Here is a 17551-nt window from a genome sequence, read left to right as displayed (position 1 = left end):
TATCTGGATCCACGTCGCCCTCTGCGAAAGAGGGCGACAGCAAATATGCACTAAATAATCAGACATATTTACATCAAATTATATACGAATTACTGACTTTTTAATCGGTTTGTATAAAAAGAAAAGGGGGTGTGGCCATTTATTCCCCTAACATCCGGAGAATCAGTCGTGCATTATGGTGCGAACATCCGTGGAGAATGATGATCGATAGCCATTCGCACTGATGTGTTCTATCGAAAATGTGCAACAAACAACTTTACTCATAAAAGCAGTATATCGTCTTGGCTCCATTGTGGTGCGCGTCCAACGTGCTCAACCTTGCTTTTGTATTGATTTCCCAACTGGTAAAAGCGCAGGCTATCCGTTTTCGGATCGATCAAAGCAATAAGTTTTGCCTTGAAAGCTGCATATTGTGCAGCATCCAGCAGGCACTCAAATACCGAGTTCTGCACGCGCTGTCCGTAATCGACGCAAACCTTGGCTACCTTACGCAGGCGTTTGCGTCCGGCAGCGGTTTCTGTGTTGACATCGTATGTTACAAGAATTAACATGATGGGCCTTCCTTAGTGATTGCTTTTTATTTCCAGAAAAAAGGCGGGTAGCGTTCTAAATCGCCGCGCAGTGTACGTGCCAAAAGCAGTGCTTGAATATAGGGAACCAGTCCCCAAGGTGTCTTTTCCCCTAAAAACGGATGCTGGATGGTCTGCTGTTTTCGCAGCTGCCATACTTTAAGAAACGCGCGCCGCCCCTCATCTGTCAAAAGTACAGCGCCGTTTTCCTGTGTTTGAAAATGTTTGGCGGTTATTGTTTTCTGATTGATACAGGTTATTACAAACCGATCTGCATATACCGCGCGCAGCTCCTCCATCAGATCAAGCGCCAGACTGGTGCGGCCGGGCCGAGGACGGTGCAGGAAACCGACATACGGGTCCAGCCCCACACCTTCCAATGCCGCGGCACAATCCCGAGCCAATAGCGTATAGGCAAAGGAAAGTAATGCATTGACCGGATCCAACGGCGGGCGACGGCTGCGTCCCGTAAAGGCAAAGGTATCGCGCTGCTGAAGGATTAAGCTATCAAATCCGTCAAAATACTGTTGTGCAGCAGCGCCTTCCAAACCACGCAATTCTTCCAGCGTCATAGCATCCTCGATATGGGGGAGCGCGTCAGCTAACTGGCGGGAGAGGGATTTTAAACGATCCACTGGAACCCGTTGCGGATGGTCGCGGGTCGCGCGCTCAAGCACCCAACGCGCATTATAAACCTTGCCCAATAAAAATCCCTTGGCATAGCGGCAGCTAACAGAGGGATCATCGGCTGCGCGAAATTGCTGCTGCCGCAGTAGAACATTGCCTTTGGTTGCCCCAACAGCACGGGCTAAAAAACGCCCGCGCGGTGTAAAGAAAGTCAGATCAACGTTTCGCTCGGCGCAGGCACCCATCAGTGCGGGAGATGCACCAGAATAGGAGAAACAAAGAATTGCTTCCAGCGTATGCAGGGGGAAACGGGCGGTCTCCGTCCGTTCCTGACTGACAACAACGTTTTCTCCGTCCAAACTCAGATAACTGTTTTCGGTAAGAATAAACAGTGTATTGAGCAACTTTCTCACTCGGCAGCGCCTTCTTTCAGGTGGTTTTGAATATAGTCAGCGGCATCGACACGACGATACAAGGCGGGAAGACAGAGTTCTTTTAGGGAACAGGCATTACAGTGCTTGCCAGGCTTCACCTTGGGGGTATATCCGCGGGAAAAATAACCGTTCATCTCATCTGCGATGGACTGTGTTTCCTGACGCAGTTCGGATGTTAGTTCTACTTGTTCCCGGCGATGGGGCCCAGCATAGAATAACACGCCTTGGGGGATATCGCAGACCAACATCTCTTCCAGCGCCATGGCTTGGGCGCAGAGTTGCAGCCGATCAGCATTATTTGTCTTGGGCGCGCCATGCTTGTACTCGACAGGAACCGGACGCCAAAGCCCAGATTCTTGCTGAAGTGTTATGCCGTTTGGATCGGTATGAAATTCTACAATATCACAGCTGCCGGATAAGCGCAGCCGATGGCTGACCACCCGCATGCCGCGCACAATGAGCAGATCGCCGCGCTTTTCGCGGAGAGAATCATCGTGGCAGCGTTCGTGTAGTAAACGGCCTTCAACTGTGCGAAGGTTTTCCGACCATTGCTGCTCTAAATGAATCAGCGCCCATTGCCGTCGACAGAAGCTGAAGTGCTGGATGCCGGACATCATCAGGTAATCGCCTTGATCCATCAGGCCATCCTTTCGCAGATAACGCCGGCTGGCAGATTGTCGTCTACCCAAATGTTGTAGTCGCTGTACTTGCGAGGAATAGTGACCCCTTCCGCACGCGCTACATGGACAGCATCAAAGAGCTTGTGCGCAGGCGTGTTGCCCAGTTCGCTTTCATGCTTAAAGATAATCAGTTCACGAACTGCCATCTTGCCTCGGGCAGCGCTGTGATCATTCTCAAACATGTTCAAAATCGCCTGCCACAGAAGCTGAAGGTCGTCTTCCGAAAAGCCAGTAACCTTGCGGGCGAGATTGGCGGAAACAAAGCCCTCTGCGCGGTAGAGTGCGTAGGGTACAATATATTTCCGGCCCATCTCGGTGTCTTTTTGCTCTGCATCGGCCTCAGTTGTGATGGCGACACGGGTGATAGTGACTTCCTGCGGCATGATAGGATCAATGCTGCGCGCGAAGCTGAGCTGCACTGGGCCGCGCACCTGACCGCAGTTCAAGGCACCTTTCACAAAGGTGGTCATTACCGCGCCAAAGGTGCGAATATCGTAGAAGTTTTGGCACATAAAATCACGGATTTTCTGATCGAGCGTTGGGTCGTCTTTTTTCGCAGCTTTCAGATCTTTATCTACGCCCAGATAGGTCAGCGCTTCCGCGTCGCTACGCTGGAGAGGCACCTGATCCTTGATGTAAATGCGGTAGCCGGGGGTATCTTCCTTGGCAGTTTCCACATAATTGCGGATCTTACGCTTGAGGCAGCCATCTGTGACCAGACCGTAACCGGTTTCAGGATCGACACGGGGCATATTGCCGGCATCCGGATCACCGTTCGGGTTGCCGTTTTCCACGTCAAACAGGATGACAAAATCATAGCGGTTTTTGATAGCTTCGGACATGATTACGATTCCTCCTTTTTCGATTTGGCATAGCGTTTCTGGGTTTCGTGATAATAGCCAAGCTGAAAGGCGCCCTGCTCAGGCAGAGCCATGCGGGCAGGAAGCGTCTGAGTGATGCGGTCGATCAGATTGGAGATTTTCTTTTGATAATAGAGGCTAAGGCCACCGTCCAGTTTTGCAAGATGTTTCTGCGCCAGATTGATCAGCAGCGGGAACACTGTGGAAGGCGTGGCGGAAGCGGCGTTGAAATAACGGTCTTTGATGGTGGTCTTAATGTCACGATTTGCACTTTGCTGCACCTCTTCCAATACAGCAAACAGCCGGCCCAGCACGTAGGGCAGATAGGTGCTTTGTTCGTTGAGTTCCACGGTCATAACCTCCTTAAGTTTGGGGTTTGAGGAATTGCGCAAGTAATATGCCTTGATAATTGCCGCTTGTCCGCGTGAGACGTTGCATTCTGCGCGGATACGCAGCGCAGTACCGTCCAGCAGAGTGGCGGGATATGGCATATCATTTAACACCGCCAACAGTAAATCCCCGGCCAGACGCGGATTCGGTTCCGCCGGTCGGGTACCCGGAGAAGGTTTGCGGACGGTTTCCTGCACCAGCCGCCAGACCGGCAGCGTGGGGAATTTGTCATAAGCCGGACGGATAATGTTCAGTCGGTCATAATGCCGGGCCAGATTGCGTGCCATCCTGCCGAACGTGTTCTGCCAGAAAAAGCGTACGGACAGCCGGGCAGCATTAGGAGCCAAACCCAGCACATAGAACCGGGTATCAGGGTCCAGCCGATTGCCGTTCCATGCAATATGCTCGCCTTTTGCCAGATGATGAAGCGTATTCAAAAGGCCGGTTTCAGAATGGCTGTCGCCAAACATATTGGCAATAAAGCAGTCCTGATAGTTGCTGTCGCCGCCAGCGGCCCAACAGAGGATCGTGGTGTCTCCGACGCGGCAGACGCGGTCACGATCGGACAGAAGCGTGTTGAGCGCAGAAGCATAGGCAAAAGCAGCGTATTCGCTGACCGGCGCATTGGCACCCTGCTCGTGATCATAGGAGCAAAACGCCGATGCGTTGAAAGAAACCAGGGAGGCACCGCTGCTTTGTGCCCCTGCAACGCCCTTGATATTAGGATGTAGTCTGGCGAGCGGTCCGCAGCGGCCAGTCACCAGACAGCGGATGGGTTCCGCAGCGTCGTCCACTGCTCCATAGTGCTGCGTCCAGGCGTCCGCAACGACGGGGTCCTGGGTGACAGGGACGTTTTCATACCAGAAGATCAGGTTCCCGGCCTTCAGCAGGTCATCCCAATCCTCCTGTAGTGCCGGATGACCTGCCGCCTGCGCCGGATCCCAGCACTCGAAAAAGCGGACGACTGCACGCGCCGCAGGTGAATCGGCCTGTTCGAGCAGCCCCAGATGCAGCGCTTTCGCCGCGGCAAAGCATTCGGCGGTGCGAGTGGGTTTGCCTTTTGCGTCTACGCCAAGCAGGTAGCTGCTGTTGTCGCACAAAAAATTGGCAAGGACACCGGAACTTCTTTTCGCTGGGGAAGGTGCCAGAAGCTCCTGTGGAGCCAACACTGTTTTCTTGCCGCGCACCACTTCAGTTTGCAAATGTAGCAGCTGTGTCAGCTGCCCTTCGTCGTTTAGTACAAGACCATAGCTTACTTTGGATTTGCTCCAGCCGGGGCGTTCGATTGCACCCAGTGCCAGCAGGTCCTCGTAATACTGGGTCAAAGCTTGTAGAATCATCGGAACACCTCACAATCCCGGGTGTTCAGCACGCCGTGTTCCAGCTGAGCGCGGAAGTAGGTCGGCGTAATATTCTGGGGATCGGAGTAGTCGAAGTCATACAGCATGAGCCCAAGATCCCGACTTTCATTGATGGTCGGGATCGATCCACCCGTCCATCGCTGAAAATAAGCCGGGAATTCACGACAACCGAAGTACGGCGTATGATAACACTGGCCACGATCCATCCGGCGCTTGACAATATCCTGGAACTTGCCAGGGTTGTCGGAGGGAGCAGCTTTGTCCGTCATGTCAAAATGTGCTTCGATCACATAGTGGACATCCTGCAAGAGCAGGGAGGCACGCTGTACGATCTCCTGCGGCGTAGCGAGGTACAAAACCTGTCCGCCGCCCTGCGCGGCCTGCCGCACGTTGCGGCCGGAAATTTTGCTGGCCACCTCATTGCGCCGGACGCTGACAAACCGGATGGGGTTCAATACATAGATCCGGTCGATATGCCATTTGAGCCCGGAATGCCAATAGACTGCTTCCACAATGCCGCGCGCGGCCGAAGGTGTGAGTACATCGTACGAATAACGCTCTACTTTGAGCTCTGGTCGGGTGAATAAGGCGTATGGCCCCCAGACTTCCAGTTGTATCATAGGCACTTTGCTCCTTTCAATTTAAATTTCTATTGAATGTAATTTAGATCATAAGAAAAGGATACTATACGGAGGAAAGAAAATCAACAGAGTTTGGATAATAATATAGAATTTTACAATATTTTGTATAAACAGAACAAATTGAATATTACAGCTTGTCTATGATGCACAAAATGAATCATTCTTATTGCGCCAACCGACGCAATTGGATATAATACAGATGTCAGCAAAAGCTGTGGGTAGAAAATATTGGATGTATTTTAGAAAACAGTGGCGGCAAGCGTAAAGCTTGTCGCCACTTTTGTTGCGATTACATAAAAATAGCCTTGCCGGTTTCCACATCAAGGGACAGGCCGGTGCTGCGATCATATAAAGTCGGATCGGTTAAAATATAACTGTTGTCGTCTATGGGCTCGGCAGCTCCGGCATCCAACAGCTTCTGCAGATGCTCCGGATAGATATTGACCGCATATTGCCCCAACCGCCGATAAAGCGCGCGGTCGGCTTGCCCCGCACGCAGGCATTCCAACAGGCCGATACCATCATCCACCGGCAAATAAATCGTGACAGTATTCGCCTCGATCAGATGAAACTGCTCCGCTGCGGAAGCGAAGGGGAAAATGCGTCCCTGATACCCCTTGCAGAACATGTCCATGATCTGGTTTTTATCCAGCGCGGCGTTGCCTTTTACCGCGCGGAGAAAAGAGAAATATGCCTCGATGGCTTCTGGTTGCGCAGGATCGGTAAAAGCCTCCATCACTTTGCGGGCCGCATCGACATTGGGGCGAATGATAGCCGGGATGCGCTGGTCTTGCAAACGAAAAACGGTAACAATGCTGTTCTCGGCCGGATATGTGCCATCCCGGTTGCAGCGACCAGCGGTTTGCAGCACGGAGTCCAGTCCTGCCTCCTCGCGCCAGGCCGCGGGGAAATCTACATCCACGCCAGCTTCGATCAGCGAAGTGGATACAACACGACAGGGTAAGCCATTTTTCAGTCTTGCGCGAATCTCTTTCAGAAGTCGTTTACGATCTGCCGGACAGAGCAGTGTAGTTAGGCAATAGCGCCCCTCTGACTCCAGCATCGCATACAGCCGTTGCGCTGTTGCACGGCGATTGACAACACAGAGGGCCTGTGGTATGGCATTGAGTTGCCCTGCTAAACCTTCTTCGGTGAGCTCGCCGGCCATCTGCAGGGTAGTGCGTCGGAAAAAATGATACATTGCATTGGTATTCGGGCAGATCTCGTGAATGGAGAGCTTGGGCGCCAATTCTGCAAAAAGCGGCTGTAGCGCAGGCTGTGTTGCAGTACACAAAATTGCAGTGACACCGTAATATTGCACCAACTGCGCGATAGCTGCCACGCAGGGACGAAGATAGTTCACGGGAAGCGTTTGTGCTTCGTCAAAAATTACAACACTGTCAGCAATATTGTGCAGCTTGCGGCAGCGGGAAGACCGGTTGTTGTACAGTGATTCAAAAAACTGCACCGCAGTCGTCACAATCACAGGGGCGTCCCAGTTTTCGATGGCGAGCGTCTTGCGGTAGTGCGCAGGATCCACATCGTTTTCCGGAACCGAATAGTCGATGCCGGAGTGGTGCTCGATCACATTTTCCTCCCCAAGTATTTGTTGAAATATCTCTGCTGTCTGGTCGATGATGGAGGTATAAGGGATGACGTAGATAATCCGTTTTTTCCCCTGTGCTATCGCGTGCGTCAATGCGAATCCCAAAGAAGACACTGTTTTGCCGCCGCCAGTCGGGACGGTTAGTGTATAGAGGCCGCTGTTACAAGTGCGGCCTCTATCCAGACAGGCACGCAGGATTTCGCATCGTTTCTGGTTTAATGCGGTTTTAGCAGCCCACCAAGGTGCAATATACTGGTTTAATTTCTCTAGGAGTTGGGGGAGTGCAGTATATCCGCCCCGTGGCGCAGTAATTCCCAACATGAAAGTTTCGGTATCTTGATAATCTGCATCCACCAGACAGGAGTATAGCATGCGGATGTAAAACGATGTCGAAAAATTGTCGCGCGGAATTTGCGCGGGGTGGGATGCCTCTGGCAGATTGATTTCGTCATGCCAGACACTGTAATCCGGTACATCCCTATATATCCGGCCAAACAAGGTCCCGGTATCCGAGGAATCGGTTTTGCCGCCGCCGTCTGGCAGACCACCATGGTGGCCTGCCACAGCAAAAGCGACTTCCGCCTGCCGCAATTGCCAAGCTTCTTTTGCCCCTGCCGTGGAGTGATCTACACGATCTATACTACCAGCCAGACGCTTTTGAAAATCATGGCTGTATTTTCCAATATCATGAAGTAATCCGGCTAAACAAGCCTGACTGCCGGCCCCAAAGGGCTGCGCGAACTGTTCCGCGAGCGTAGCCGTTCCGAGCAGATGCTGCCGCACCGTCTGTGAGCGTGTCCCATCGGCTGAAACATGTGCCCAATATGACGTTTTCTCTGTTGTTGTATCCATTTGTATCACCCAGTAGTACGCTTAACGCATAAAATATCGTTGCAATATAATTATATTATAGATGGAATGTTACAATCTTACAATATGTTATCCCTTTGGATTAATCAAAAATGAGTGAAATGCTGAGTAAAACGCTGTAATAACTATAACCGAAAGAACGAGAGCAACATGAGGAGCGGAGAACAAACTCATCAGGGCGGATACTGAAATAATTGACCGTTGGATCAAGGCCTTATCTTATATATACAGCGGTTTCCCATAAATACTTGCGCAAACTGCAAGAGTACAACCCTGTCCTGACATGCTACAATACACTTGTATTATGTCAGAGTAATTTTGTCAGAGTAAAACCGCCCAGGGGGTAGTATGCCTGCCCGGGTTGTACAGATATTTGAAAACCGCTCAATCACAAAGTAAGGACATATGATTGCAAGATAAGGCGGTCGTATGTCTTTTCGTTTTTGCAGAGACATAAGAATCGTCGTTGCCCAAAACTGCGTGATCGTTAAACCATCTATGCGTACAGTAGTTGAAAACTTCTCAACTGTCCGGCGTTTCATTTGGATGCTATACTACGTATGTCTTAGGTCAAAGTTATGTGTTGTCAAAGTAATCCGCCCAGAAAGGAGTCTGCCCCTTGAGCCATAACCAATCGCTGGATGAAAAGACGCTGGAAGGAAGGACATGAAATTGCTGCGGCAGTTTTGTGTCCTTTTGTGCAATCGGAAGGAGAAAATCATGCAAATCAGAAAACCATGCGAAAACAAAGGATCATTCCGTACCAAGATGATTTGGAAAATCAACGTGCGCTTCCGCGTCACAAGCGGCTCCAGTCTGCGCCAAGACAGGGGCCGCCAGGAAGCAGGCCCCGGCGCCGCATGCACTCATTTGCGCAGCCCAGCCAAAAAGAATTGTCCCGACCAACTGCTCATCCGCAGAACCGTCGGAGAAAGGGGAAAAACCTGTTGTACCTATCTAAATCTTTTTCGGGCGCTCCGCGCAGCCGGTGCGGACGTCAAGAGGGGCTGGCGCATCCTCGGCCGTGTATGGCAGCACGGTTTTACCCATGCATCTGCCGGCTGGCCTGCCAACAGCCGGTACACGGCACACGCACAAAGTGTGGCCGGCATTTTGCCGGTTTTGCGCCTGCCGCGCACCTCGGGTGCAGCCGCGTATGCGGCGCCTGCGGCAATGATTGCTAAACCAATTTACAACAGAGACAGACACCAGAGCCTGCCGGATTCGCTGCTCCTGCGCGCATAAAACCCTGCTGTTCGGCTGAAAAACACAGTACAACGGATGAATAGGGTAGGGATTCTCCCGGCCATGCGGGGAAAACGGGCGGAAACGGCCTGCGTTTGCAGACGGGTGAGCTGCGTCTGTCTCCCGGATGAAAGGAGAAGACCATGTCCACATATCACATCTATCAAAACCTGCTCGCGCAGGTGGAACGTGTGTTCCGGCACAGCTGGCAGGGCAGCATCCAGACACGCCGCCGATACAAAGAGGCGGTCTGCCGCTTTTGCTATTTTCTCGCGGAAGTCTATCGTTTGGAGCGACTGGCCAATATCGCGCCCAAGCATATTTTCGCCTATGCTGAATTCCTGCAGGAGAACGGCAAAGCAGTCTCGACCATCAAGACCGATCTGGCGGCGATTCGCTTTTTCCACGATCAGATGCCGCAGGTCAAATACCAGACGTTGCCGGACAACAGCATGCTTAATCTGGAACGCCGCAGTTTCGGCAAGGTCGACCGCACCTGGAGCGAGCGGGAGTTCAACCGCATGATCGGCAAAGCATGGGGCGAGGGTCGCGAGGACTACGCAGCGGCGCTATGCCTTGCGCGGTACTGTGGACTGCGCATCCATGAAGTGTTCCGGCTGGACACGGCAACAGCCGAACGTGCGCTGAAAGCTGGTGCGCTGACCGTAAAAGGCAAGGGTGGCAAGGTACGCACCGTACCGCTGGAAGAAACGCCGCGCATTGAACTCACGAAAATGCTGGCGCAGACGCGGCGCGGGCACAAGCTGTTTGTGCCGGACGATATGCCGACCGACCGCGCAATCAACAACTTCCAGTGCTTCATTCACCGCTACCGCAATGAAGTGCAGGATGCGAATTCGCACCGGCCGATGATCTGTCACGGCCTGCGGCATACATATGCGGTCGAGCAGTATCTTGCGTGTCGGAAGCAGGGGATGAACGAGCATGCGGCCTGCCGCCATGTGTCCAAGCTGCTCGGACATGAACGCGAGGACGTGACGCGCATCTATCTGGCGTCGCTTCGGAAGGGAGGCGAGAGCAATGGCTGACAAGCGTTATACCAGCTTTGACGAACTGCCGCTGCCGCTGACCGTACCCGAGGTGGTGGAGGTTCTCGACATCGATCGCAACACCGCGTATGAGATCGTGCGGTCTGGCGATCTGCCCAGCCGCCGCATCGGCAAGCGCAGCCAGATCCGCGTGCGCAAATACGATCTGGAGCGGTATATGAAAGGCGAGATGTAAATAAATAAGGCGTGTAAGGCGTGTGCCCAAGCGGCACACGCCTTATCATTGTATTTCCTGCTCTAAGTCATCAAACAATTCGCTGTCAAAAAAATCTCGTATGCTGATTTCCAAGCCGTCACATATTTTCTTGATGGAAACAACTCCCGGATTTTTACTTTTCTCATTCAGCATACTATAAACAGTAGATGGCGGGATCCCTGAAACCGTAGCCAGGGCGTTCACCGCAATATTCCTTTCTGCACACAGGTCGAGAATGCGCTTGGCAACAGCTTCTTTGATATTCAACTCGCATTCCCTCCCTGCAATTTATCGTATGTTCATTTTAATAAAACTTGCGATAAATCGTATGGGATATATCGTAAAATTGCCCGATCTGATGTACAATTACGATATATCCCATGAGGAGGAGATTGGATGGTTGCCTGCACATTTTTCGGCCATCGGGACTGCCCGGACAGCATTCGTACCAAACTGCGCAGCGTGCTGATAAATCTGATTGAAAATCAGAAAGTAAACACTTTCTACGTCGGTCGGCAAGGTTCTTTTGACGCACTTGTCTACGCCGCGCTGCGCGAATTGGCAGCGGAATATCCACATATCCGCTATGCCGCAGTGCTGGAACGCCTGCCCGGGAAAAACACAGATGATTTTACTGAGACGTTGTTTCCTGAGGAGATGGAACATGTCCCGCCCCGCTTTGCCATCGACCGCAGAAACAACTGGATGCTTCAGCAGGCAGATTTTGTTGTGGTGTATGTTACGCATACGTGGGGCGGCGCCGCAAAGTTTGCCAAGAAAGCGGAAAAACAAGGAAAAACGGTCATCAACCTTGCGGATTGAAAATGCTATCCCAAAACAAATCCCAAAACAGCCTCCCGAAAATAACTTCGGGAGGCTGTCTTATTCCGCCTTTTCCCGTTTCCTCTCCCGGCTCCCTTTGCGCAGGCTCTGCGCGACGGCCTCGATCGTCTGCTCATGTGTCGTATCCAGCAGATGCGTGTAGATCATGGACGTGGTCGTGACCGTGCTGTGCCCGAGCGACTTGCTGATGTTGTAGATCGTCGCGCCCGAGTGATTGGCGAGCGTCGCAAAGGTGTGCCGCAATCCGTGCAACGTCAGTTTGGGCAGATGGTTTCGGCGGATGAACGTGCTGAACGTCTCGGTCAGATAGTTCGGCAGATAGGCTTCGCCGTTCGGCCAAGTCAGCACATAGCCGGTGTCATGATAGTCCGCGCCGTAAAACAGACGGTTCTCACGCTGCTGCCTGCGTTTGGCGCGCAGCACACGGACGACCTCGTCCGGTATATACATCAAGCGGGTTGAGGAACGGTTTTTGGTGTCCTTTTCGATCACCTGCGACCCGGCCATCGTGCGGGCGCGGTGGATGCACAGCGTTTTGCCTTGGAAATCGACATCCTTCCAGCGCAGGCCGCACATTTCCTCGCGGCGCAGGCCGAGATAACCCGCCAGATAGACGACCGGCTCTAAACGGGTGCCCTTGACGGCATCCAGCAGCCGGAGCAGGGATTCGACATCGTAGTAATGCGGCTCAGGGCGCTTGAACTTGGGGCGGCTCTACACGGTCGGTCGGGTTGCGGGCAAGCATGTCCTGCATGACCGCAATTCGCAGTGCGTTGCGCAGCAGGTCGTGGTGCTTGCGTGCGGTGTTGGGGGACAGGCCGCAGTCGTTGCACAGAGAGGCATAATACTGCTGGATGCGCTGCGGGGACAGCGATTGCAGCGGGATATCCCCAAGCTGTGGAATGATGTGGTTCACGATCATCTGGCTGTACCCGTGGACTGTGGTCGCCGCGCGGTTGGGCCGCACGACGGCATCCATTCAGTAGTTCAGCCACTGGGCGACTGTGGTGTCGTTCGGCTGGGTAAGCGCGCCGAAGTCGCGCTGCACCTCGTGCAGCCGCAGCGCCTTGCGGGTGTCGGTCAGTCGCGCAAAGGTACGGGTCTTTTTGATCTGGCGTCCGCGCGCGTCGCGCCCGAAATCCAGATTGACATAGTATTTCTTTTTCTCGTCGTCATACGAGATATTGCGCTCCACGCGCGTGCGGGACATTTGTGTTCACCGTCCTTCCTCTGATAAAGTGGGCGGCGCGGCGGTGCACAGGCTGCGCCGGAAGAACGGATACCGGTATCTGTTGCGGGCGACTCCGATTTGCGGATTGTTGAGGCAATACCGCATCATTATGTCTGCGGCGCTTTGCAGAAATTTTGCCCCCGGATTTTGTTCCGTTTCCTTGCAATACATCCAGTATTGCTGCGAAAACGTGCCGCATCCGGATGCAAAATTTTCTCGTAAATCGCTCTTGCCAAATCATGCGGTATTGCCTTTTGCGTTTGGAGTACCCTGCTTATAGTGTATCATAAGTGCAAAACCGTAATCTACCGGAATATCTACCGAAATTTTCAAAACGCATTTTGCGTTGCAAAAACTGGACAAAAATAAAAGATACCACCTGTTATCAGGTGGTATCCGTTAACAATTTGGTGGAGCCAAAGGGGAAGACGTCGAACTCGGCGGCCTCCCCTTTAACAAAAGGGTCAATCACCAAGTCTCCGAGCTCTCTCCAGCTTATCTCCGTCCTGTCCTCGGAGTAAAAGAACGTCGCCACCAGCTTGTCGTCGTACAGGTAAATCTTATCGACGAAATACTCCATCACCGCGTCTCGGGTCTGCGGGTTGTCGAAGTCCGCCCGCATGAACTTGTCGAATACGCCTTGATGCTGTGCTCGTCCTCGAACAGCGCGGCGCGCACGTGCTCGGCCTTTATCGCCTCGTCCAGCGCGGCCTTCTGCTCGTCGAGCTGCATGAGCCTGTCGGCCACGGCATCGCTCAGGACGCCCTTCTCGATGACCTTCAGCAGGTTCGCCGTGGACTTCTCCACCTCCCGGCGCTTCGCCTCCAGCCCGTCGAGATAATGCGTGTTGCGATTCTTAAACGTCTGTCCGCACTGGGCTTTACGAACAGAGGAGTAAAGCGCAACAGCTCGTTTGCGGTACTGCGGCACGTGAAGCGCAGGGGCGTGAGCCATGCGCTGATTGAAACGTGCTTTATCGACGATACGGACGATATGAAGCTGTACAAAAATAAATTTTATGAAATTGCGGATGCCATTGCAGACGGCGTGGCAGAGGGCTTCGGCAGGGAGGTTGACGATATGACCCGAGAAGAAGTGCAAAAGCTGATTGAGAGCGAGAAGCGCAAGGACATCTACAACACCGTGGAGGAATGCCCGGCATGGGCGAAGCCGACGGTTCAGAAGCTGGTGAACAAGGGCTTTTTGGAAGGCACAGAGGATGGCCTTGAATTGAGCTATGACCTGCTGCGGGTGCTGGTGATCAACGACAAGGCACACTTGTACGGGTAAAAAACTTTTGCTATAATCGTAGCGAAAGGGTGTGTAGTAAATGGATGAAAAAAATACACTGGCAAGCGAAGTCCTCGAAATGCTGAAAGGACAACTGAAATTCTACAAGTTTTTTGTGGTGATATTGGTTGTGCTGTTGGCGGCGACGAATATATACCATATTTGGCAATGGAGCCAGTTTGATACGATTGCCGTGGAAAGCGGGGACGGATACGCGAACTATGTAGCCGGAGAGAATACAGGAGGCATTTATAATGGCGCGGATCAGAGCACGAGTACGCAAGGACGGCAAAGCGAAGGGAACCAAGATTCGGGTAATCCGTAAGAAAAAGAAGGGGTGAGGGCGTGAACCTTAAGACTGAGTTCACCGAACCGGAATGTGAATGGTTTCGGGCAGTCTGCAACTTCACCCCGGACGAACGAAAAGTATTCGATTTACGTGTAAAGGATCATTCGATTATTGAGATCAGCATGAAACTGCAAATGTCGGAAAGCACGGTAAGCCGCCGGATCAAAAATATCAAGCGGAAAATCGTGAAAGTTTTATGACAGAAACAAGCATGAAAGCCGAAAGGTTTTTGTGCTTGTTTTCTTTTATGCTATAAGCATAAGGAAGTGATCGAATGGTTTCCTATGAAACACGGCTGGAACGGCTTGGATATCTTCCGGCATGCGCAAGGCGCATTGTTTCCGACTATGTGAAAAACGGCAAAGTACATGATCTTGACGAGTATATTTCGTTCAAAGAATCGGTTAATCGCTCGATCAGCGAGCATGTGACGGAGGTGATTGGCTGATGGGATATCCATATCAGACTTATTTGCCTGCCGGACAAGCGTATCCGCAGCAAGTAATGCAACCGGTGCAGCAGCCTATGCCGTCTCCGGTGGTTCGTCCGGTGGCTTCGCTGGAAGAAGCGAGGGCAGTACAGACGGATTTTTCCGGTGCAATGATCCTGATGCCGGATACTGCGCATGGATTTATTTACACCAAGCAAATCAACTGGCAGACCGGCAGCGCGGAAATTGTGGTTTACCGGCGAGCAGACCCGCAGGACACGCCGATATATGTGAAGAAAGCTGATTTTGACGAACTGGCACGGCGGTTCAACGCGCTGTGCGACCAGTTAGGAGGTGCATCAAATGAACATGGGACAAATGCTGATGCAGGGACTGACGGCCAATAATCCGGTGCTGCGTCAGGTGATGCAGATGAAAAACAGCGGCATGAACCCGATGCAGGTGATGCAGCAGATGGCGCAGACCACGCCGCAGATGAATCAACTGATGCAAAACCCGCAGCAGGCAGCAATGAACATACTGAAAGAGGCGGGGGTAGACCCGCAGCAATTTATACAGCAGGCAAACCAATTCTTCAAATAAACTGAGATCAACTTCTCTTTTTCGGTTTTATCCGGTTCCTGATTAAAAACCGCTTCCCTACGAAACATCAGGGGAGCGTACGGCCCCGGTGTAAATACACGAAAAGGAGAACTACAAATGGATAACGATTTTGCAACCGGCTACGCGCTTGGCAGCGACGGCAACTCCGGCGGCGGCTTTATGAATGGTGATGGCTGGTGGGCGATCATTCTGTTCGCTATGATCTTTGGCTGGGGTAACGGCGGCTGGGGCGGTAATTCCGGTAATCAGGGCGCACTGACCCGCGCAGACCTGTGCTCGGAATTTAACTTCAACGGCCTTGAAAACGCGGTGCGCGGTGTACAGCAGGGTGTATGTGATTCTACCTATGCGCTGAACAACGCGATTACAGGCGGTTTCAACAGCACGAATGTGGCAATGCTGCAGGGCTTTAACGGTGTAGACAAGTCGATGTGTCAGCTTGGCTATAACCTGCAGGACTGCTGCTGCCAGACGCAGAACGCGATTCAGGGCGTGCGCTATGATATGGCGACGCAGGCTTGCGATACCCGCAACACCATTCAAACTGCGACCCGCGATATCATTGACAACCAGAACGCCAATTATCGCGGCCTGATGGACTTTATGGTGCAGAGCAAGATTGACGCGCTGCAGGCTGAAAACCAGAGCCTGAAACTGTCGGCTTCTCAGGCCAACCAGAACGCTGTTCTTCAGGCCGCAATGGATGCGAATACGGCAGAGCTGATCCGCCGTATCAATCCTTCCCCTGTTCCGGCGTATCAGGTTCCCGCGCCGTATCCGTTCAACTGCGGCGGCTGCGGCTGCTGATCTTCCGGCTTTGCCGTGATCCATTCGGGCGGCGCTTCGGTGCCGCCCTTGATTTCAGGAGGTAGCCTTATGTGCAAGACAGTATGTAAATTGTGTGACCGCCTTGTTTTTTCACAGTCGGTTTCGTTTACCGGCGGGAACGTGGTAGTTAATATCCCGGCGGGCAGCTATGATGACGGCGAGAAGTACTGCATTGTTGTGGCGCAGTCCATCCCGGAAACTGCCACGATCGGTGCGCCGGTCGTTGTGACTATTGGCGCGGGTGCGGAGCTGTATCCCCTTGTAAAGCGCAACTGCGCACAGGTGACGGCGTGCGGCATCCGTTCGCGCACCCGCTATGCGGTATGCGTAGCTACTACGGCAACAGGCGGTGCATTCAAAATGATGGGCAGTCCGTGCTGTGCACCGGATAACCGCCTTTCTGCAATTGACGGGGGAGGTGCAGCAGGATGACAAGACCGGCAAGAATGTTCCTGATGGCGAACAGGGACAAGCGGCGTGAGGGCTATGATGCTCGCGAGAGATACGGTGTACAAGACCGTTATGAGCCGCCGGATCGGTACGAGCCGAGAGAACGCTACGAACCAAGGGAACGATATGAACCGCGATACGATACGCAGTATCGCTACAACGGCGGTTCGGAGCGAATGAACGAACGGGGATTTGACGATATGGATCGAATCGGTTTTCGGATGCATGGATCCCCTTATGTGGGAGACAGCCCGCGTGAAAAACGCGGCAGAGAACACGGATACGCCGCAGCATCGGAAGGGCTGGACAGGGATACGGCGGAACGCTGGATGCGTGAGCTGAAAAACGCGGACGGTTCTAAAGGGGCGCACTGGACATTTGACCAGACGCATCGTTTGATGCAGATGAAAGGTTTGCAGCATGACCCGACTGAGTTTTGGGCGGCAATGAACGCGACATACAGCGATCTGTGCGGTGCGGCTTCAAAACTCGGTATGGACAACGACGATTTTTATATCGAGATCGCTTGTGCGCTGTGGTTCCATGATAAGGATGCGGTGGATAACAAGCTGGCAGCGTATTATAAAAACATTGTGAAGCACTAATTTCATAAGAAAGCAGGAGATTTTGATATGATCCTCCTAAAGTAGACCATGGAAAAAACCAAAATCTACTTTAGGAGGATTTTTTATGGGCAAAATAAAATTCACTCCAGAGAAGAAAATAGAAATCATAGAAGCGTATAAGTCGGGTAAGGTTGCCTATTCTCAATTACAAGATGTTTATGGAATGAATCGTGACGAGATATATAGATGGATATCCAAGTACGAAGCGAACGGTATTGAAGCCTTTGTAAGTGGAAACAGAAGGTATTCCAAGGAATTTAAGATTCATTGCATTGAAGAGTATCTTAGCGGAATTGGCAGTGTGGATGATATCGTAGCCAAATACAATATT

27 protein-coding genes are annotated in these 17551 nt (G+C 52.3%); 14 read left to right on the top strand and 13 right to left on the bottom strand.

Translation table 11 applies throughout. The features are described from left to right. Positions 1–260: 260 nt before the first annotated feature. From cas2 to T363_RS0114170, 7 genes are all read right to left on the bottom strand, one after another. A complete protein-coding gene (cas2, locus tag T363_RS0114200; protein WP_031477063.1) occupies positions 261–551 on the bottom strand; it encodes a CRISPR-associated endonuclease Cas2 in 291 nt (96 codons plus the stop codon). A 26-nt stretch (positions 552–577) separates the two neighbouring features. After that, positions 578–1609, bottom strand: a complete 1032-nt coding sequence (cas1c, locus tag T363_RS0114195) for a type I-C CRISPR-associated endonuclease Cas1c (RefSeq protein ID WP_031477061.1) — start codon at positions 1607–1609, stop codon at positions 578–580. Beyond that, positions 1606–2268, bottom strand: a complete 663-nt coding sequence (gene cas4, locus T363_RS0114190) for a CRISPR-associated protein Cas4 (protein ID WP_031477058.1) — start codon at positions 2266–2268, stop codon at positions 1606–1608. The genes cas1c and cas4 overlap by 4 nt, the downstream gene beginning before the upstream one ends. Next, on the bottom strand, positions 2268–3152 hold the full coding sequence (gene cas7c / locus T363_RS0114185; RefSeq protein ID WP_031477056.1) for a type I-C CRISPR-associated protein Cas7/Csd2: 885 nt from the start codon (positions 3150–3152) through the stop codon (positions 2268–2270). The genes cas4 and cas7c overlap by 1 nt, the downstream gene beginning before the upstream one ends. A 2-nt stretch (positions 3153–3154) precedes the next feature. Next, positions 3155–4900 (bottom strand): type I-C CRISPR-associated protein Cas8c/Csd1, encoded by a 1746-nt coding sequence (cas8c, locus tag T363_RS0114180; protein WP_031477054.1) that lies wholly within the window; start codon positions 4898–4900, stop codon positions 3155–3157. Beyond that, positions 4897–5541, bottom strand: a complete 645-nt coding sequence (gene cas5c, locus T363_RS0114175) for a type I-C CRISPR-associated protein Cas5c (protein ID WP_031477052.1) — start codon at positions 5539–5541, stop codon at positions 4897–4899. Before cas5c ends, cas8c begins: the two co-directional genes overlap by 4 nt. 310 nt (positions 5542–5851) lie before the next feature. Beyond that, positions 5852–8020, bottom strand: coding sequence for a CRISPR-associated endonuclease Cas3'' (locus T363_RS0114170; protein ID WP_031477050.1), 2169 nt, complete (start codon positions 8018–8020; stop codon positions 5852–5854). Positions 8021–8758: 738 nt separating this feature from the next. Here T363_RS0114170 and T363_RS0114165 point away from each other — a divergent pair. The 3 genes from T363_RS0114165 (at position 8759) to T363_RS14825 (ending at position 10528) form a co-directional block, all read left to right on the top strand. Then, the gene (locus T363_RS0114165; protein WP_154658833.1) at positions 8759–9283 is read left to right on the top strand and encodes a hypothetical protein; all 525 of its coding nucleotides are present in this window, start codon (positions 8759–8761) and stop codon (positions 9281–9283) included. A gap of 143 nt (positions 9284–9426) precedes the next feature. Beyond that, positions 9427–10332, top strand: a complete 906-nt coding sequence (locus T363_RS0114160) for a tyrosine-type recombinase/integrase (protein WP_051643314.1) — start codon at positions 9427–9429, stop codon at positions 10330–10332. Then, positions 10325–10528, top strand: a complete 204-nt coding sequence (locus tag T363_RS14825; protein WP_034972564.1) for a helix-turn-helix domain-containing protein — start codon at positions 10325–10327, stop codon at positions 10526–10528. The genes T363_RS0114160 and T363_RS14825 overlap by 8 nt, the downstream gene beginning before the upstream one ends. 45 nt (positions 10529–10573) lie before the next feature. Here T363_RS14825 and T363_RS0114150 read toward each other — a convergent pair whose 3' ends face one another. Further along, positions 10574–10816 carry a helix-turn-helix domain-containing protein gene (locus T363_RS0114150; RefSeq protein WP_031477044.1) on the bottom strand — a complete coding sequence of 81 codons (243 nt, stop codon included), beginning with the start codon at positions 10814–10816 and terminating at the stop codon, positions 10574–10576. Positions 10817–10945: 129 nt separating this feature from the next. Here T363_RS0114150 and T363_RS0114145 point away from each other — a divergent pair, with 129 nt between their 5' ends. Next, positions 10946–11371, top strand: a complete 426-nt coding sequence (locus T363_RS0114145; protein ID WP_034972562.1) for a hypothetical protein — start codon at positions 10946–10948, stop codon at positions 11369–11371. Between the two features lie 60 nt (positions 11372–11431). On the opposite strand, the gene T363_RS15365 is transcribed toward T363_RS0114145, so the two are convergent. The 5 genes from T363_RS15365 to T363_RS16425 form a co-directional block, all read right to left on the bottom strand. Next, positions 11432–12001, bottom strand: a complete 570-nt coding sequence (locus T363_RS15365) for a site-specific integrase (protein WP_242840290.1) — start codon at positions 11999–12001, stop codon at positions 11432–11434. Positions 12002–12080: 79 nt separating this feature from the next. Further along, complete coding sequence (locus T363_RS15360; RefSeq protein WP_051643312.1) at positions 12081–12371, bottom strand: tyrosine-type recombinase/integrase; 291 nt, start codon at positions 12369–12371, stop codon at positions 12081–12083. After that, positions 12372–12602, bottom strand: a complete 231-nt coding sequence (locus tag T363_RS15355; RefSeq protein WP_051643311.1) for a hypothetical protein — start codon at positions 12600–12602, stop codon at positions 12372–12374. A gap of 406 nt (positions 12603–13008) precedes the next feature. Then, positions 13009–13203 carry a hypothetical protein gene (locus tag T363_RS0114135; protein WP_031477040.1) on the bottom strand — a complete coding sequence of 65 codons (195 nt, stop codon included), beginning with the start codon at positions 13201–13203 and terminating at the stop codon, positions 13009–13011. Further along, positions 13203–13430 carry a hypothetical protein gene (locus T363_RS16425; RefSeq protein ID WP_031477038.1) on the bottom strand — a complete coding sequence of 76 codons (228 nt, stop codon included), beginning with the start codon at positions 13428–13430 and terminating at the stop codon, positions 13203–13205. The genes T363_RS0114135 and T363_RS16425 overlap by 1 nt, the downstream gene beginning before the upstream one ends. 33 nt (positions 13431–13463) lie before the next feature. Here T363_RS16425 and T363_RS14815 point away from each other — a divergent pair, with 33 nt between their 5' ends. The 10 genes from T363_RS14815 to T363_RS0114075 form a co-directional block, all read left to right on the top strand. After that, positions 13464–13913 (top strand): N-acetylmuramoyl-L-alanine amidase, encoded by a 450-nt coding sequence (locus T363_RS14815; protein WP_034972560.1) that lies wholly within the window; start codon positions 13464–13466, stop codon positions 13911–13913. A 40-nt stretch (positions 13914–13953) separates the two neighbouring features. Continuing rightward, on the top strand, positions 13954–14238 hold the full coding sequence (locus T363_RS0114120; protein WP_031477034.1) for a hypothetical protein: 285 nt from the start codon (positions 13954–13956) through the stop codon (positions 14236–14238). A gap of 20 nt (positions 14239–14258) precedes the next feature. Continuing rightward, entirely contained in the window at positions 14259–14462 is a 204-nt protein-coding gene (locus T363_RS0114115) for a helix-turn-helix transcriptional regulator (protein WP_031477032.1), read from the top strand. Between the two features lie 74 nt (positions 14463–14536). Continuing rightward, positions 14537–14710 carry a hypothetical protein gene (locus tag T363_RS16205; RefSeq protein WP_154658831.1) on the top strand — a complete coding sequence of 58 codons (174 nt, stop codon included), beginning with the start codon at positions 14537–14539 and terminating at the stop codon, positions 14708–14710. Beyond that, positions 14710–15099, top strand: a complete 390-nt coding sequence (locus tag T363_RS0114105; protein ID WP_031477030.1) for a hypothetical protein — start codon at positions 14710–14712, stop codon at positions 15097–15099. The genes T363_RS16205 and T363_RS0114105 overlap by 1 nt, the downstream gene beginning before the upstream one ends. Continuing rightward, complete coding sequence (locus T363_RS0114100) at positions 15056–15295, top strand: hypothetical protein (protein WP_154658830.1); 240 nt, start codon at positions 15056–15058, stop codon at positions 15293–15295. Before T363_RS0114105 ends, T363_RS0114100 begins: the two co-directional genes overlap by 44 nt. A gap of 117 nt (positions 15296–15412) precedes the next feature. Next, a complete protein-coding gene (locus T363_RS0114095) occupies positions 15413–16123 on the top strand; it encodes a hypothetical protein (protein ID WP_031477026.1) in 711 nt (236 codons plus the stop codon). Between the two features lie 69 nt (positions 16124–16192). Further along, positions 16193–16576: a hypothetical protein gene (locus tag T363_RS0114085; RefSeq protein WP_051643310.1), complete on the top strand. Its 384-nt coding sequence runs from the start codon at positions 16193–16195 to the stop codon at positions 16574–16576. Next, positions 16573–17199, top strand: a complete 627-nt coding sequence (locus tag T363_RS0114080; RefSeq protein ID WP_031477022.1) for a DUF7841 family protein — start codon at positions 16573–16575, stop codon at positions 17197–17199. The genes T363_RS0114085 and T363_RS0114080 overlap by 4 nt, the downstream gene beginning before the upstream one ends. 85 nt (positions 17200–17284) lie before the next feature. Beyond that, a partial coding sequence (locus T363_RS0114075) for a helix-turn-helix domain-containing protein (RefSeq protein ID WP_031477020.1) occupies positions 17285–17551 on the top strand: 267 nt, incomplete at its 3' end.

Source organism: Agathobaculum desmolans ATCC 43058 (genome assembly GCF_000701665.1).
GTDB classification, from domain to species: Bacteria; Bacillota; Clostridia; order Oscillospirales; family Butyricicoccaceae; genus Agathobaculum; species Agathobaculum desmolans.
Note: the sequence above shows the minus strand (reverse complement) of the source record. Positions and strands in the feature narration are given on the sequence as shown.